This is a genomic window from Bergeriella denitrificans NBRC 102155, from assembly GCF_001592185.1.
GTDB lineage: Bacteria > Pseudomonadota > Gammaproteobacteria > Burkholderiales > Neisseriaceae > Neisseria > Neisseria denitrificans.
This window is the reverse complement of sequence record NZ_BCWL01000021.1, coordinates 1-15,932: the sequence shown is the minus strand read 5'-3', so window position 1 is coordinate 15,932 and position 15,932 is coordinate 1. Positions and strand designations below refer to the sequence as shown.

The 15,932-nt window shown below is 59.0% G+C and carries 12 protein-coding genes; 7 read left to right on the top strand and 5 right to left on the bottom strand.

Annotated elements, in window-relative coordinates; genetic code table 11:
* Positions 1–100 precede the first annotated feature (100 nt).
* The 4 genes from murD to BDE01S_RS02710 all read left to right on the top strand — a co-directional run bounded on the left by murD (position 101) and on the right by BDE01S_RS02710 (position 4,887).
* Positions 101–1,438: a UDP-N-acetylmuramoyl-L-alanine--D-glutamate ligase gene (gene murD / locus BDE01S_RS02725; protein ID WP_066077076.1), complete on the top strand. Its 1,338-nt coding sequence runs from the start codon at positions 101–103 to the stop codon at positions 1,436–1,438.
* Positions 1,439–1,866: 428 nt separating this feature from the next.
* The gene (gene ftsW / locus BDE01S_RS02720; RefSeq protein WP_416178195.1) at positions 1,867–2,967 is read left to right on the top strand and encodes a putative lipid II flippase FtsW; all 1,101 of its coding nucleotides are present in this window, start codon (positions 1,867–1,869) and stop codon (positions 2,965–2,967) included.
* A gap of 4 nt (positions 2,968–2,971) precedes the next feature.
* A complete protein-coding gene (murG, locus tag BDE01S_RS02715; RefSeq protein ID WP_066077072.1) occupies positions 2,972–4,054 on the top strand; it encodes an undecaprenyldiphospho-muramoylpentapeptide beta-N-acetylglucosaminyltransferase in 1,083 nt (360 codons plus the stop codon).
* Positions 4,051–4,887: a PHP domain-containing protein gene (locus BDE01S_RS02710; RefSeq protein WP_066077069.1), complete on the top strand. Its 837-nt coding sequence runs from the start codon at positions 4,051–4,053 to the stop codon at positions 4,885–4,887. The genes murG and BDE01S_RS02710 overlap by 4 nt, the downstream gene beginning before the upstream one ends.
* A 100-nt stretch (positions 4,888–4,987) precedes the next feature.
* On the opposite strand, the gene BDE01S_RS02705 is transcribed toward BDE01S_RS02710, so the two are convergent.
* Together BDE01S_RS02705 and amgK are read right to left on the bottom strand one after the other, a co-directional pair.
* Positions 4,988–8,086 carry a multidrug efflux RND transporter permease subunit gene (locus tag BDE01S_RS02705; RefSeq protein ID WP_066077067.1) on the bottom strand — a complete coding sequence of 1,033 codons (3,099 nt, stop codon included), beginning with the start codon at positions 8,084–8,086 and terminating at the stop codon, positions 4,988–4,990.
* A gap of 227 nt (positions 8,087–8,313) precedes the next feature.
* On the bottom strand, positions 8,314–9,318 hold the full coding sequence (gene amgK / locus BDE01S_RS02700) for an N-acetylmuramate/N-acetylglucosamine kinase AmgK (protein ID WP_066077065.1): 1,005 nt from the start codon (positions 9,316–9,318) through the stop codon (positions 8,314–8,316).
* A 69-nt stretch (positions 9,319–9,387) separates the two neighbouring features.
* On the opposite strand from amgK, the gene BDE01S_RS02695 reads away from it, so the two are divergent.
* Both BDE01S_RS02695 and BDE01S_RS02690 read left to right on the top strand, forming a co-directional pair.
* Positions 9,388–11,862 carry an LPS-assembly protein LptD gene (locus BDE01S_RS02695; RefSeq protein ID WP_066077062.1) on the top strand — a complete coding sequence of 825 codons (2,475 nt, stop codon included), beginning with the start codon at positions 9,388–9,390 and terminating at the stop codon, positions 11,860–11,862.
* A 41-nt stretch (positions 11,863–11,903) separates the two neighbouring features.
* The gene (locus BDE01S_RS02690) at positions 11,904–12,773 is read left to right on the top strand and encodes a peptidylprolyl isomerase (protein WP_416178194.1); all 870 of its coding nucleotides are present in this window, start codon (positions 11,904–11,906) and stop codon (positions 12,771–12,773) included.
* A gap of 275 nt (positions 12,774–13,048) precedes the next feature.
* On the opposite strand, the gene BDE01S_RS02685 is transcribed toward BDE01S_RS02690, so the two are convergent.
* From BDE01S_RS02685 to BDE01S_RS02675, 3 genes are all read right to left on the bottom strand, one after another.
* Positions 13,049–13,576: an alpha/beta hydrolase gene (locus BDE01S_RS02685; protein ID WP_066077057.1), complete on the bottom strand. Its 528-nt coding sequence runs from the start codon at positions 13,574–13,576 to the stop codon at positions 13,049–13,051.
* A gap of 67 nt (positions 13,577–13,643) precedes the next feature.
* Positions 13,644–14,126, bottom strand: coding sequence for a hypothetical protein (locus BDE01S_RS11230; RefSeq protein ID WP_066077052.1), 483 nt, complete (start codon positions 14,124–14,126; stop codon positions 13,644–13,646).
* An 83-nt stretch (positions 14,127–14,209) separates the two neighbouring features.
* On the bottom strand, positions 14,210–14,986 hold the full coding sequence (locus tag BDE01S_RS02675; RefSeq protein ID WP_066077049.1) for an exodeoxyribonuclease III: 777 nt from the start codon (positions 14,984–14,986) through the stop codon (positions 14,210–14,212).
* A gap of 123 nt (positions 14,987–15,109) precedes the next feature.
* Between BDE01S_RS02675 and pyrE the strand changes: the two genes are divergently transcribed.
* Positions 15,110–15,751 carry an orotate phosphoribosyltransferase gene (gene pyrE / locus BDE01S_RS02670; RefSeq protein ID WP_066077048.1) on the top strand — a complete coding sequence of 214 codons (642 nt, stop codon included), beginning with the start codon at positions 15,110–15,112 and terminating at the stop codon, positions 15,749–15,751.
* The last annotated feature ends 181 nt before the right edge of the window (positions 15,752–15,932 follow it).

Below are 15,932 nucleotides of genomic sequence, written 5' to 3'. Positions count from 1 at the left end.
GGGCGAGCCAACGCCGTAGCATGATTTAAGTTCGACGACTATACACCAAAGGCCGTCTGAAACGCCCATGCACAGCAAAACAAAACACGGTTAAATCAACATGAACTGGCAAAACAAAAAAATCTTGGTCGCCGGCCTCGGCGGTACGGGTATTTCCATGATTGCGTTCCTGCGCCAGGCAGGGGCGGAAGTGGCCGCTTACGATGCGGAATTGAAAGCCGAGCGCGTAGCGCAAATCGGTAAAATGTTCGAAGGGCTGACTTTCTATACAGGCCGTCTGAAAGACGCGCTGGACAACGGTTTCGATATGCTCGCGCTCAGCCCCGGCATTTCCGAGCGCACGCCCGAAATTGAGGCGTTTAAGCAGCGCGGCGGGCGCGTCATCGGCGATATTGAGATTTTGGCAGGCGTGTTGAACGGACGTGGCGACAAAGTCATCGCCATCACCGGCAGCAACGGTAAAACCACCGTCACCAGCCTGGTCGGCTATCTGTGTATCAAATGCGGCCTCGATACCGTTATCGCGGGCAATATCGGCACGCCGGTTTTGGAAGCCGAATTGCAGCGGGGCGGCAAGAAAGCCGATGTGTGGGTGTTGGAATTATCCAGCTTCCAGCTGGAAAACACCGAAAGCCTGCGCCCGAGCGCGGCCACGGTATTGAACATTTCCGAAGACCATCTCGACCGCTACGACGACCTGCTCGATTATGCCCACGCCAAAGACAAAATTTTCCGCGGCGAAGGCGTGCAGGTATTGAACGCCGACGACGTGTTCTGCCGCGCCATGAAGCGCAGCGGCCGCGATGTGCAATGGTTTTCGTTGGAACGCGAAGCCGAATATTGGTTTGACCGCGCTTCAGGCCGTCTGAAAAACGGCGGCAGCGATTTGATTGCGGCGGCGGATATTCCGCTGCAAGGCCTGCACAACGCCGCCAATGTTTTGGCTGCCGTTGCCTTGTGCGAAGCCGTCGGCCTGCCGCGTGCGGAATTGTTGCAACACGTGCAAACTTTCCAAGGCCTGCCGCACCGTGTGGAAAAAGTCGGCGAGAAAAACGGCGTCACCTTTATCGACGACAGCAAGGGCACGAATGTCGGCGCGACGGCTGCGGCGATTTCGGGCTTGCAGAATCCGCTGTGGGTGATTCTCGGCGGCATGGGCAAAGGGCAGGATTTCACACCTTTGCGCGAAGCCTTGAAAGGCAAGGCCAAAGGCGTGCTGTTGATTGGTGCGGACGCGCCGCAAATCCGCCGCGATTTGGAAGGCTGCGGCGTGGCCTTGACCGATTGCGCCGACATGGACGAAGCCGTGCAAACCGCCTATGCCCGAGCCGAAGCGGGCGATATCGTGTTGCTCAGCCCGGCTTGTGCCAGCTTCGATATGTTTAAAGGCTACGCCCACCGCGCCGAAGTGTTTATCGAGGCGTTTAAGGCCTTGTAAACCCGTGCGCCCGCAGGCCGTCTGAAAACGGCGCTCTGCCGGATAAAATGCGACTTCCGCCGTGCGCGGGTACGCAATAGACGTAGGACGGGCATCCTTGCCCGTCGCTTTGCATAGGCAAAGAAAATAGTTCGATAAACAATCTATCTTATTCTGTGAATGAGCGGCAGGTTAAGTAAACGGATTTCCTTTGGTTATGTAAGATGCCCGTCCTACCGACCATCATTGCAGCATTACAATAAAATGACTTATTTCCCGATTTTCAGACGGCCTTTCCAGCCGATGCCGTCTGAAAACGGATACAGAAACAGCCAACCGATATGAATATCCTCAACCAGCTTTCCGACCTCAAATCCCTGCGCCGCTTCCGCCTGTCGGCACTGCAGCTGCTCGACCGGCCGATTGTACGCAGCGGCCAGAAAATCGATATGTCGCTGCTGTGGATGGTGGCGCTGATGACGGCGTTCAGCCTGCTGATGATTTATTCGGCTTCGATTGCCTACGCGGCAGACGAGGGCGGCGACCAGTTCGCTTTCTTAATCCGCCAGGCATCGTTTGTCGGGCTGGGGCTGGTGGTGTGCAGCGGCTTGTCGTTTGTCAGCATGAATGCCTGGAAGCGCATCATGCCGTGGTATTACCTGCTGTGCGGCCTGCTGCTGGCGGCGGTATTGGTGCTGGGGCGCGAGATTAACGGGGCGACGCGTTGGCTGCACGTGGGGCCGGTGAATGTGCAGCCGTCTGAAATGTTCAAGCTCGCCACCGTGCTGTATCTCTCCAGCCTGTTTACCCGCAAAGCCGAAGTCTTGCAGTCGTGGACGAAAATTCTGGCACCGGGCTTCCTGCTGGCGGTGGGTGTGGGGCTGATGCTGCTGCAGCCGGACTTGGGTTCGGCCATCGTGGTGGTGGCGATTGTGGCGGGTATGCTGTTTTTGGCGGGTTTTCCGCTGCGCTATTTCGGCGTGATGTCGGGCATATTGCTGGCGTGTATCGCCTTACTGATTGTTTTCGAGCCTTACCGTATGGCGCGGGTAACGGGCTTTCTCGACCCGTGGAGCGATCCGCTGGGCAAGGGCTATCAGCTGACCCATTCGCTGATGGCGATTGCACGCGGCGAATGGTTCGGCGTGGGCTTGGGCGCGAGTTTGGAAAAACGCTTTTACCTGCCCGAGGCGCATACCGACTTTATTTTCGCCATCATCGGCGAAGAATTCGGCTTTTTGGGCATGCTGATGCTGGTGTTTTGCTACGGCTGGCTGGTGCTGCGGGCGTTTTCCATCGGCAAGCAGGCGCGTGATTTGGATTTGACCTTCAGCGCGTATGTGGCCAACGGCATCGCCATCTGGGTCGGCATTCAGAGCTTTTTCAACATCGGCGTCAACATCGGCCTGCTGCCGACCAAAGGCCTGCCGCTGCCGCTGATGTCTTACGGCGGCTCGGCGGTGATGGTGATGCTGGTGAGCATGACCCTGCTGTTGCGGATTGATTTTGAAAACCGCCGTAAAATGCGCGGTTATCTGGTAGAGGAATAAGCCGATGAGCGGCAAAACATTTATGCTGATGGCCGGCGGCACCGGCGGCCATATTTTCCCCGCGCTGGCGGTGGCCGATGCGCTGCGCGCGCGCGGCCATCATGTGATTTGGCTGGGCAGCGAGGGTGCGATGGAAACGCGCATTGTCCCGCAATACGATATTCTGCTGGAAACGCTGGCCATCAAAGGCGTGCGCGGCAACGGCATCAAGCGCAAGCTGATGCTGCCGTTTACCCTGTGGAAAACCATACGCGAAGCCAAGCGCATCATCAAAAAACACCGCGTTTCCTGTGTTATCGGCTTCGGCGGCTTCGTCACCTTTCCCGGCGGCGTGGCGGCCAAACTGTCGGGCGTTCCGATTGTGATTCACGAGCAAAACGCCGTAGCGGGCTTGGCCAACAAGCAGCTCTCCCGCTGGGCGGCGCGTGTGTTATACGCCTTTCCTAAAGCCTTCGAGCATGAAAACGGCTTGGTCGGCAACCCCGTGCGTGCCGATATTGCCGCGCTGCCTGCGCCTGCCGAGCGTTTTGCCGGGCGCGGAGGCCGTCTGAAAATTTTGGTGATGGGCGGCAGCCTGGGCGCGGACGTATTGAACAAAACCCTGCCCAAAGCGCTGGCCTTACTGCCCGAGCAAGACCGCCCGCAGATGTATCACCAGTCCGGCCGCAACAAGTTGGGCACGCTGCAGGCCGATTACGACGCGCTGGGCGTGGAAGCCGAGTGCGTAGAATTCATTACCGATATGGTCTCCGCTTACCGCGATGCCGATGTGGTGGTGTGCCGCGCCGGCGCACTGACCATTGCCGAGCTGACCGCCGCCGGCGTGGGCGCACTGCTTGTGCCTTACCCGGGCGCGGTGGACGACCACCAAACCGCCAATGCCCGCTTTATGGTGCACGCCGAAGCCGGTTTGCTGCTGCCGCAATCCCAGCTGACGGCGGAGAAACTGGCTGAAGTACTGGGCGGCCTGACGCGTGCCCAATGCTTGGAATGGGCGCAACACGCCCGCACGCTGGCGTTGCCCGAAAGCGCCGACGACGTGGCCGAAGCCGCCATTGCCGTATTGGAAAACGGCGCACGCTCATGATTGATTTACACTGCCATTCCAATGTTTCAGACGGCCTGCTGCCGCCCGCTGAAGTGGTGCGTCTGGCCAAGCAGAACGGCTGCACGCTGCTGGCGCTGACCGACCACGACCACACCGGCGGGTTGGCCGAAGCGCGCGCGGAAGCTGAAAAGCTGGCGCTGCTGTTTGTCAACGGCGTGGAAGTGTCCGTCACCTGGCGCGGTCGCACCATACACATTGTCGGCTTGGGTTTCGACGAGCAAAACGACCACTTGCAAAACCTGCTTGCCCGCGTGCGGCAGGGGCGTTTGCAGCGGCTGGAAGCCATCGCGCAGAAGCTGGCCAAAAAAGGCATAGCGGGCGCATACGAAGGCGCATTGGCGTTGGCGGCCAACCCCGAAATGGCCGGGCGCACCCATGTGGCCGAATTTTTAATCAACGGCGGCCACGTCCGCAACAAGCAGCAGGCGTTTACCAAATATCTGGGCGACGGCAAATCCTGCGCGGTGCGGCACGAATGGGCGGACTTGGCCGAATGCGTCGCCGCCATTACCGGCGCGGGCGGCGCGGCCGTCATCGCCCACCCGATGCGCTACGGCCTGTCGGCCACCGCCAAGCGCAATCTGTTTGAAGCCTTCAAAGCCGCAGGCGGCGAAGCCGTCGAAGTACACAGCGGCAGCTGCAACGCCAACGACCGCATGAACTACGCGCTGCTGGCCGAGCGTTACGGCCTGCTGGCTTCGGCCGGCAGCGATTTCCATCGCCCGAACGATTTTTCAGGCGGCATCCTGGGCGCGTGCCCCGAGCTGCCGCCGCAATGCCGCCCGGTGTGGACGCGCTGGCAGAGTGCTTAGTGTAGGCGGTAAGGTTATTTATTAAAAAGCCGTCTGAAAAATGCAGAAGCGTTTTTCAGACGGCTTTTGGTTTGTGTAAACCTGCTGAAACCGGAATGTTTCAGACTGTGCGGCGTTTCCCCATCAGGTTGCGTACCCAAACGAAAAACACGGGTACAAACAGCAGCCCCAATACGGTTGAGAACACCGTGCCGCCCAAGACGGCGGTGCCGATGGCGATGCGGGATGCTGCGCCTGCGCCCGTGCCCAAGGCCAGCGGTACGACGCCCAGGCCGAAGGCGAGCGAGGTCATGAGAATGGGGCGCAGGCGCAGGCCGGCGGCTTCGGCGGCGGCGCGGTACAGCGTGTAGCCGCGGTTTTGCAGCTGTACGGCGAATTCGACAATCAAAATGGCGTTTTTGGCGGCCAGGCCGATGGTGGTCAGCAGGCCGACTTGGAAGAACACATCGTTTTCCAAACCGCGCAGGCCGGTGAAAACCAGCGCGCCGAGTACGCCCAATACGGCGGAAAGCATTACGGCCAGCGGCACGCTCCAGCTTTCGTACAGGGCGGCCAGGCAAAGGAAGACAAACAATACCGACAAGGCATACAGCAGCGGGGCGAGTGCGCCGGCGCGTTGCTCCTGCAGCGATGCGCCCGTCCATTCGATTTGGTAGCTGCCGGGCAGCTCGCGCACCAGACGCTGCAATTCTTCCATGGCCTGGCCGGAGCTGACACCTTCGGCCGGTGCGGCCTGCATATCCATCGCCAGACTGCCGGAGAAGCGGATCAGCTGCGGCGGCGCCACTTCCCAATGCACAGTGGAAAAGGCGGAAAGCGGTATCATTTCGCCTTGCGCGTTGCGCACTTTCCAGTTGCCGATGTCTTGCGGCTGCATACGGAAGGGCGCGTCGGCTTGGATATACACGCGCTTGACGCGGCCGTTGTGGATAAAGTCGTTGACGTAGGTGCCGCCGAGCGCGTTGGCAAGCAGGGCGTTGATGTCGCCGGGTGCGACTTGGTGGGCGGCGGCCGCGCGGTCGTCCACATCCACCGCCAGGCGGCTGCGCGGGTCTTGGTTGTTGGCGCGCAGGCTGCGGACCAGGCTGCTTTGCGCGGCCAGCCCGATTAAACGCTCTTTGGCTTGGTTCAGCGCGTCGTAGCCGCGTCCGTCGGTATCTTTTAATACGAAGCTCAGGCCGCCGGAAGAGCCAAGTCCGCGCACGGTCGGCGGCATATTGACGAAAATACGGGCGTTTTTATATTGGCGGAAGGCTTTGGCGGCACGCGCTTCGAGTGCGGCGGCCGATTGCGCCGCGCTGCGTTCTTCCCACGGCTTGAGGCGGACGGTCAGCATACCGAAGCCCTGATTGCCGCGTATGCCGGTCAGCGTCATCACCGAGCGTACTTCGGGCTGCTCGTGGAAATACTGCTCCAGCGGCGCCAGCGTGGCACGCAGCCGCTCATCGGTAGAGCCGGGCGGCAGGGTTACGTTGACTTGCAGAAAGCCCTGGTCTTCTTCCGGCAAAAACGAAGTCGGCAGGATGTGGAAGAGGGCGGCGCAGGCGGCGATGATGGCGAGAAAGGCGGCGGCCATCAGGCGGCTGCGGGCAAACAGCCGGCCGGTCAGCACGCTGTAATGCGCGGCCAGCTTTTCAAAACCCCGGTTGAACGCGTTGAAAAAACCGCGAAACAGCCCGCCGACCGGCTCGGTGCGCTTTTTGGGCTTGAGCAGCTGGGCGCACAAAGCGGGCGACAGGGTCAGGGCAACCATCACGGAAAAGCCCATCGCGGCAATCAGCGTGACGGCAAACTGGCGGTAAATCACGCCGGTGGTGCCGGGGAAAAACGCCATCGGTACAAATACCGCCGACAGCACCAGCCCCACGCCCACCAGCGCCGAAGAAATTTCCCGCATGGATTTTTCCGTGGCCGCGCGTGCATCCAGTCCCTCATCGTGCATCACGCGCTCGACGTTTTCCACCACCACGATGGCATCGTCCACCAGCAGGCCGATGGCCAGCACCAGCGCAAACATGGTCAGCATATTGATGGAATAGCCCAAGAGCGCCAAAATCCCGAGCGTGCCCATCAGCACCACGGGCACGGCAATGGCGGGAATCAAGGTGGCGCGGGGGCTTTGCAGAAACAGATACATCACCAGCACCACCAAGACCACCGCCTCCACCAGCGTTTTCAACACTTCTTTCAGCGAGGCTTTGACGAACGGCACGCTGTCCTGGCTGGTTTCCGCCCGCATGCCGTAAGGGAAATCCGGCTCCAGCGCGCGGATTTTCGCTTCCACCGCCGCCGCCGTTTCCAGCGCGTTGGCGCCGTCTGAAAGAATAATCCCCAAAGCGCCGCCGGTATGGCCGTTGAAGCGCGTATTGACATCGCTGCTTTCCGCGCCCAGCTCCACCCGCGCCACGTCTTTCAGGGTCACGACCGCGCCCGAAGCGTCGCTTTTCAAGATAATGTTTTCAAACTCGGCCACCGTTTTCAGCTTGCTGCGCGCCCGAATCGGCACATTCAGCATCTGCCCGTTTACAGACGGCAGCTGGCCGAGCTGGCCGGCCGATACCTGCGTGTTTTGGCTGTCGAGCGCGGCGCGGATGTCGGAGGGCATCAGGCGGTATTGCTCCAGCTTGTTCGGGTCGAGCCAGATGCGCATCGCATACGGGCTGCCGTAAAGCTGGACTTCCGCCACGCCGTCCACACGCCCCAATACTTCCACCAGATTGCTTGACAGATAATCCGTGACCGCCACGCGGGGGATGCTTTTGTCTTCCGTATAAAACATCCAGGTAACCAGATTGTCCTGCCCGCCGCGCGTGACCGTTACCCCGCGCTGCTGCACCGCTTCGGGCAGCCGCGACTGCGCCTGCTGCAAAGCGTTTTGCACCTGTACCTGCGCCACGTCAATATCCGTACCCGGCTCGAAGGTAATCGTGGTGCGCGACAGGCCGGAGGAATCGGCGGTGGAACTCATATGCATCAGGCCGTCCAAGCCGGTCAGTTGCTGCTCGATGACTTGCGATACGGAGTCATTGACGGTTTCCGCCGAAGCGCCGGTATAGCGTGCGGTAACCGACACCTGCGGCGGCGCGATGTCGGGATACTGCTCCAGCGGCAGCGCAAACATCGACAGCGCGCCCGCCAGCGTGATGAAAATAGACAGCACCCAGGCAAACACCGGGCGGCGGATAAAGAAAAGGGCCATAAGCGGATAATCGGAATGGAAATTGAGCGGGACAGCCGGATAAAAGAAGAAGTTAGATCAAGCAAATAAGCCGCTTCATTCTTCTTTTAAATGACTATAAAACTTTCAGACGGCCCCGATTGTGAACAAACTGCCCGCTTTAAGCAAGGCTGCGGGGCGTAAAAAAGCCGTCTGAAAATCCGAAATCAGGTTCAGACGGCTTTTTTCAGACGGCTAAATCGGGCAGATTAAAAGGTAAAGCCCGTTTCCAAATCCTCATCGCCGACCGATTCCACCAGCAGCGCATACAGCGGCGCCAGATCGATATAGCGGCGCGACACGCGGCGCAGATAATTCAGGAAACGCGGGATTTCCGGGCGGTATTTGTCTTTGCCGTCTCGGTAGTAGAGGCGGGCGAAAATGCCGGCCACCTTCAAATGCCGCTGCACGCCCATCCACTCGAACCAGCGGTAAAATTCGTCGAAATCGGCGGGTACGGGCAGGCCGGCGGCGCGCGCTTTTTCCCAGTAGCGGATGACCAAGTCCAACACAAACTCTTCTTCCCACTCGATAAAGGCATCGCGCAGCAGCGACACCAAATCATAGGCAATCGGGCCGTAAAGCGCGTCTTGGAAATCGAGCACGCCTGGGCGGCCGTTTTGCAGCATCAGATTACGCACGATGTAGTCGCGGTGTACATACACTTTGGGTTGCGCCAACAGCGGCGGCAGCAGGGTATCGACGGTTTGCTGCCACAATTGGCGTTGTTTGAAATTCAACGTTTTTCCCAATTCTTTGGCCACAAACCATTCGGGGAACAAATTGATTTCGCGCAGCATAACGGCATGGTCGTATTCGGGCAGCACTTCGGGACGGCTGGCTTTCTGCAGCTCGACCAATTCGTCAATCGCTTCCAGCAGCAAGGCTTTGTGGGCGGATTCGGACGTTTCCTGCTGCATGGCGGTGAGGAAAGTGGTGCTGCCCAAATCATTAAGCACCATAAAACCCAGTGCTTCATCAACGTGCAGCACCTGCGGCACATTCACCATGTCAAACAGCTTCTGCACCTTCAAATACGGCGCCACGCTCATCTTATCGGGCGGCGCATCCATACACACGACGGTGTGGCCGTCTGAAAAAGTTGCGCGGAAATAGCGGCGGAAATCGGCATCGGCAGCCGCGAAGCTCAATTCAAACGCCCGGTTCGGGTAAACGGTTTCCAACCATTTTTGCAATTCGGTTTGTCGTTGCATAGCAGTTTCGTGAAGTTTCAGGTTAAAATAACCGCTATTCTAACTGGCAAACTGTTTTAAGGGGCGATTTTGGCGCGTTTATTTTCACTCAAACCTCTGGTATTTGCCCTGAGCGTCGGCTTCAGCACCGCAGCAGCCGCTCAGGATGCCGCGCCGTTTGTACCCGATGCGGCCGATTATGTGCCGCTGGAAGCCGCAGCAGAAGCCGTCAAAGAAGCGGCTGCGTCCAAGCCGTCTGAAAATAGCGATAAGGACGGAGCGGAGCTGTCGCTGGGCGAAACCTGCCTGTTTTGCAGCGACGAAGCCGTGGCCGCCCATCAAAAAGCGTTGGAAGCCGAAAGAAGCGGCGCCGATATTCAGCGCAGCAGCGAAGACAGCCTGCCGCCCGACTATACCCGCGTGACCGCCGACTATATCCAAGGGCGTAACCAAAGCGATGCCCAAGGCGGCAAAATCGCCACCGTCCGCGCCGAGGGCAACGTGATTATCGAGCGCAACGACGAAATCCTGAATTCGGATTGGGCGGTGTACGACCAAGCCAGCGATACCGTCACCGCGGGCGATCAATACAAACTTTATCAAAACGGCTCCGTCGTCAGCGGCAAAGAGCTGACCTACAATCTGAGTGAGCGCACCGGCATCACCGAAAACGTGCGCATGGCCACCGAGCGCGACGGCCGCCGCCTGCAAAGCGTGAGCGAAAAAGCCGAGATGAAAGGCCCCGGCCTTTACAATCTGATTAACACCAAATTCAATACCTGCGCCCCGGGTGATGCATCGTGGTATATCAAAGCCAAAAGCATCGAAGCCGACGAATCCACCGGCATCGGCGTGGCCAAAAACGCATCGCTGGTGTTCGGCGGCGTGCCCGTGCTGTACACCCCGTGGGCGGATTTCCCCATCAACGGCAGCCGTAAGAGCGGCTTTTTGGTGCCGAACGTCTCCACCGGTTCAGACGGCTTTGAAATGTCGCTGCCGTATTACCTGAATCTCAAGCCCAATCTGGATGCCACCGTTACTCCCGGCATCATCACCAAGCGCGGCGTGCGCCTGGGCGGGCAGCTGCGTTATCTTGAGCCGAAATTTTCGGGCGACATCGAAGGCACTTGGATGCCGCACGACAAACTGCGCGACCGCAACAACCGCGCGCAGGTCAAATGGCGGCACAACCACCGCTTCAGCGAGCATCTGAGCGGCGGCGTAGATTTGAACCATGTGTCCGACAACGACTACTACCGCGATTTCTACGGGCAGGGCGACATCGCCAGCAACGTCAACCTCAACCGCCAGGTTTGGCTGAATTACGGCCGCAGCCTCGGCGGCGGCCATTTCAGCAGCTCGCTGATGGCGCAGAAATACCAAACGCTGGCCAACGAAAACGGCTATAAAGACGAGCCTTACGCCATTCTGCCGCGCCTGTCGGCCAGCTGGAGTAAACACATCGGCAATGCTCAAGTCAATGCTTTCGGCCAGTTTACCCGCTTCGATCACAACGACCGACAAAGCAGCAACCGCCTGGTGTTGTCGCCGTCGGTCAAATGGGATTTCCACAACCAATGGGGCTATGTCCGCCCCAAAGCCGCGCTGCATCTGGCACGCTACAATCTCGACAGCTTCAACGGCCTGCCCGGGCGCAACGTCAGCCTGGTGCTGCCCATGCTCAGCGTCGATTCCGGCGTAACCTTCGAGCGCGAAGCCGCAATTTTCGGGCGCGATTTTATCCAAACGCTTGAACCGCGCCTGTTTTACAATTATATTCCCGCCAAGTCGCAAAACGACCTGCCCAACTTCGATACCTCGGAAAACAGCTTCACCTACGAGCAGCTTTTCCGCGACAACATCTATTCGGGCTACGACCGCGTGAATGCCGCCAACAGCCTGTCCACCGCCTTGCAGAGCCGGATTTTGAACCCGAAAACCGGCGCAGAGCTGTTCCGCGCGGGCATCGGCCAGAAATTCTACTTCACCAGCGACAACGTGCTGCTCGACGGGCGCATCAGCGAATACGAGCGCAACCGCTCCGACTGGGTGGCCTTTGCACATGGTAATCTGACCGACAACATCCGCGTGCATACCGACGCGCACTACAACCAAAACGAAGAACGCTTCGAGAGCTACGCCGCCGGCATCGTCTATAACCCCGCGCCCGGCAAAGCCCTGAGCGCCCGCTACAAATACGGCCGCAACGAGCGCCAGTATCTGCAAAACAACGGCAGCTATTTCTACGGCCCGCTGCGCCAAATCGACGTGGCCGCCCAATGGCCGCTTGCCAAAAACCTGTACGGTGTGGCACGCTTCAACTATGAGCTGGCCGCCAAGCGCCCGCTGGATATGCTGGTCGGCGCCGAGTATAAGAGCAACTGCGGCTGCTGGAGCGCCAGCGTCGTCGCCCAGCGCTACGTTACCAGCGAAACCGGCCGTAAAAACGCCGTATTCCTCAACCTCCAACTGAAAGACCTGAGCAACGTCGGTCAAAACCCGTTTGAACAACTGCGTCTGGCCATTCCCGGCTACCGCAAAACCAATGAGATTGTAAAACCATGAATGTAAAACCCCTGATTTTGGCCGCAGCCGCCGGCTTGAGCATGAGCGCCGCCTTCGCGGTAGACGTGAAACTGTCGGACACCATCGCCGCCGTTGTCGATAACGAAGTGATTACCCAGCGCCAAGTGGCCGCCGCAGCCGCCCAAGCGCGCCGCGACCTGCCCAAAGGCACGCAGGTGGGCGACAACGAGCTGCGCCGTCAGGTATTGGCGCAGATGATTAACCAATCCCTGATTATCCAGGCCGGTAAACGCCGCAACATTCAGGCCAGCGAAACCGAAATTGATGCCGTTGTGGCCGCCAATCCGTCGCTGAAAAACGCCTCCAAAGCCGTCCGCCGCGATATTGCCGACAACATCATCATGGAAAAAGTACGCCAGCAGGCCGTGATGCAAAACAGCCGCGTGAGCGATGCCGAAGTCGACCGCTTTATCGCCCAAGCGCAAAGCCAGGGTGTCGCCCTGCCCGAGGGCGAGCCGATGCGCCAATACAGCGCCCAGCACATCCTGCTGAAAGCCGATAGCGAAAACGCCGCCGCTGCCGCCGAAAGCAGCATCCGCAAAATCCACGCGCAAGCCCGTAGCGGCGCCGACTTTGCAGACTTGGCACGCCAATACTCGCAAGACGTCAGCGCCAACAACGGCGGCGACTTGGGCTGGTTTTCAGACGGCATGATGGTTGCCCCGTTTGAAGAAGCCGTACACCAACTCAAACCCGGCCAAATCAGCGCGCCCGTGCGTACCCAGTTCGGCTGGCACATCATCAAACTGAACGACGTGCGCGATGCCGGTACGCCCGAAGAACGCCGCCGCAACGCCGTCCGCCAATACCTGTCGCAGCAAAAAGCCCAGCAGGCCGAAGTGAACCTGCTGCAGGAGCTGCACAACAGCGCCTTTGTCGATATCCGCTGATTTTGCGGCAGGGATAGATTGCCGTATCGGGCTGTCGGGTAGGGCGGGTTCTGTTAACGGAATTGCCGTTGGCTGCAAGATGCCTGCCCTGTGGCTTCAATATCATAAAAAGCCGTCTGAAAAATCGGATTTTTCAGACGGCTTTTTGTGTGCCTGTTCGGTTTGTTATGTTGATGGTGTTACGATAATTAATATAGTCGAAGAACTTAATTTCTCCGACTATAACATTCGTAGCCGCCGCAGTTCGGCTGTTTCGGGGCTTCGTCTTATCCCGCTCAACTGAGCAGCATTTCCTGCATCAGCTTCATGCCCCATTGCCAGCCGCCGGATACGCTGCTCAGTGGTGCGGGTTGCGGGGCGGTGAGCAGGCGGGTGTGCCACAGGCGGGCTTTGTCTTCTGCCCACAGGCGCAGGGTTTCGTCGCCGCTGCCGATAACCAGCGCGGCGCGGCAGGGGCAGCGGGCGCGCAGCAGGGTGTGTTCCGCATCGTCGGGCAAGGCGGTGGGCGGTTCGACTAAGATGATGTTGCCGATGCGCCGCAGCGTGCCGGCATCGGCCTGATACAGCCAGGCCAGAAAAGCCGCTGCGCCCGCGCCGTGTGCGGCGACGGCGATATGGCGGCCGACAATGCTGCCGAAGGCCGTCTGAATGGTGCGCTGCCAGTCGGCAATGCTTTGTTGCGCGGCGGCTTCGGCGGTGCAGACGGTGGGGTAGCTGACCGCCCAGCGGTCTATCCACATTTCCGCTTCGTCGGCATCGCGGATCAGCAACAGGGTGAGGTCTTCGAGTTCGTGGGTCTGCATGGTGTGTTTGATACGGTAAAACGGCGGGTGGCGGGTTTAGTTGCTGCAGCAACGCACTGAGTTTGTTTTAGCATCCATTTTCAGACGGCCTTTGGTCAGGTGCAGCCAGTCTGGCAAAGGTGACGGCGGCCAGTGCGGCAAACCAGAGATACAGGCCGGGGCCGTATGCGGTGATGGCGATGCGGTGCGCGGCTTCGTTGATGATAACGGCGTCGAGCAGAAAGGTCAGCAGGGCGAGCGGCCACATCACGCCGAGCAGGATTTCTGCCAGTCGGCCGGGATAGCGTATGGGCAGCATCAGCAATAGGGCGGGGTAGTTGGCGTAAACGGCCAAATAACCGATTTCGCGGCTCCAATCCAGCCCGTAAACCCAGCCGAACAGCGTGCCGAACACCAGAACGGCGATGCCGTCGAAGCTGCGGCCGGATTCGGACAGAATAAACACTTCCTGCGGCAGCGACAGCAGCCACAACAATGCCGCCGCGATGTGCGCGGCCATGATGTAGCGGGGCTGCGGCGTTTGGGTGTTGGGGCGCAATTCTGTTTTCATACCGTATCTGCTGCGTTTGTTCGGCTTTGCAGGTTTCGCAAACACCCGCTTCGCCCGTTGCTATGCCGCTTTTTCAGACGGCCTTATGCCGGATAGTCGTAAGTCACCACCAAAGGCGCGTGGTCGGAAAATTTCACGTCTTTATAAACATGGGCGGACACGGCTTTTTGCGCCAGCTCGGGCGTGACCATTTGGTAGTCGATACGCCACCCTACGTCTTTCGCATAGGCTTGGCCGCGGTTGCTCCACCAGGTGTAGCCGGGGATTTCGGGATACAGCGTGCGCCACATATCCACCCAGCCGAGCTTATAGATGACTTTGCCGATCCACTCGCGCTCTTCGGGCAGGAAGCCGGAGTTTTTCTGGTTGCCTTTCCAGTTTTTCAAATCGATGTTTTGGTGGGCGATGTTCCAGTCGCCGCACACCACGATGTCGCGGCCTTCTGCTTTCATGGCTTCGAGCATGGGGTAGAACGCGTCCAAAAAGCGGTATTTCAATTCTTGTCGCTCCGGCGCGCTGGTGCCGCTGGGCAGATAAAGCGAAATCACCGAGAGCTTGCCGAAATCGCAGCGCACGAAGCGGCCTTCACGGTCGAACTCTTCAATGCCCATGCCGACCTGCACATGGTCGGGCTGCTGCTTGCTGTACACGGCCACGCCGCTGTAGCCGCGCTTTTCCGCGCAATGCCAGTGGCCGTACATACCGTGCGGGTTTTTCATTTCATCGGCCAAATCGGCTTCCTGCGCTTTCAATTCCTGCACGCAGACGATGTCGGCGCCGGATTCGGCGATGTATTCGAGAAAACCTTTTTTATAGGCGGAGCGGATGCCGTTGACGTTGGCGGAAATGATGGTCAGCATGGTGTGTTCAACAAAAAAAGCAAATAAAGCCGTATTGTAACTGATTTTCAGACGGCCTTACTCTTTCCCACGCAATCCTTTATAATTCCCACTTTAAATCAACACCTTTATGGAAAACCCGAAATGTCCGATTTCCGCCAAGATTTCCTGAAATTCGCCCTGTCGCAAAACGTATTGAAGTTCGGCGAATTCACCACCAAAGCCGGCCGCCGGTCGCCGTATTTCTTCAACGCCGGTCTGTTTAACGACGGTGCGTCCACCCTGCAGCTGGCCAAGTTTTACGCCCAAGCGATTATCGAGAGCAAGGTCGAGTTTGACATGCTGTTCGGCCCGGCCTACAAAGGCATTATTCTGGCGGCGGCCACGGCCATGATGCTGGCGGAAAAAGGCGTGAACGTGCCGTTTGCCTACAACCGCAAAGAAGCCAAAGACCACGGCGAAGGCGGCGTATTGGTCGGCGCGCCGCTCAAAGGCCGCGTGCTGATTATCGACGACGTGATTTCTGCCGGTACGTCCGTGCGCGAATCGGTGAAGTTGATTGAAGCCGAGGGCGCAACGCCCGCCGCCGTCGCCATCGCGCTCGACCGCATGGAAAAAGGCACGGGCGAACTGTCTGCCGTGCAGGAAGTCGAGCAGCAATACGGCCTGCCCGTGGTGTCCATCGCTAACCTGCGCGACTTGCTGGCGCTGTTGGAAAACAATGCCGAATTCGGTAATTTCCTCGAGCCGGTGCGCGCTTACCGCGAGCGTTACGGCGTGGCGTAAGGCGCGTTTCCTTTTAACAGGGAACAGATTATCCGAAGCGCGGCGGTCGCCAATCCCTAATCTGCGTATTTTCAGACGGCAATAAAGCCGTCTGAAAAATCATCTGCATCATCCGCAGCACCAAGCGCAGCAGGGCAGGCGGCCTTGCTGTATTCAGTCAACCTGATTTGAGCGGCGCATT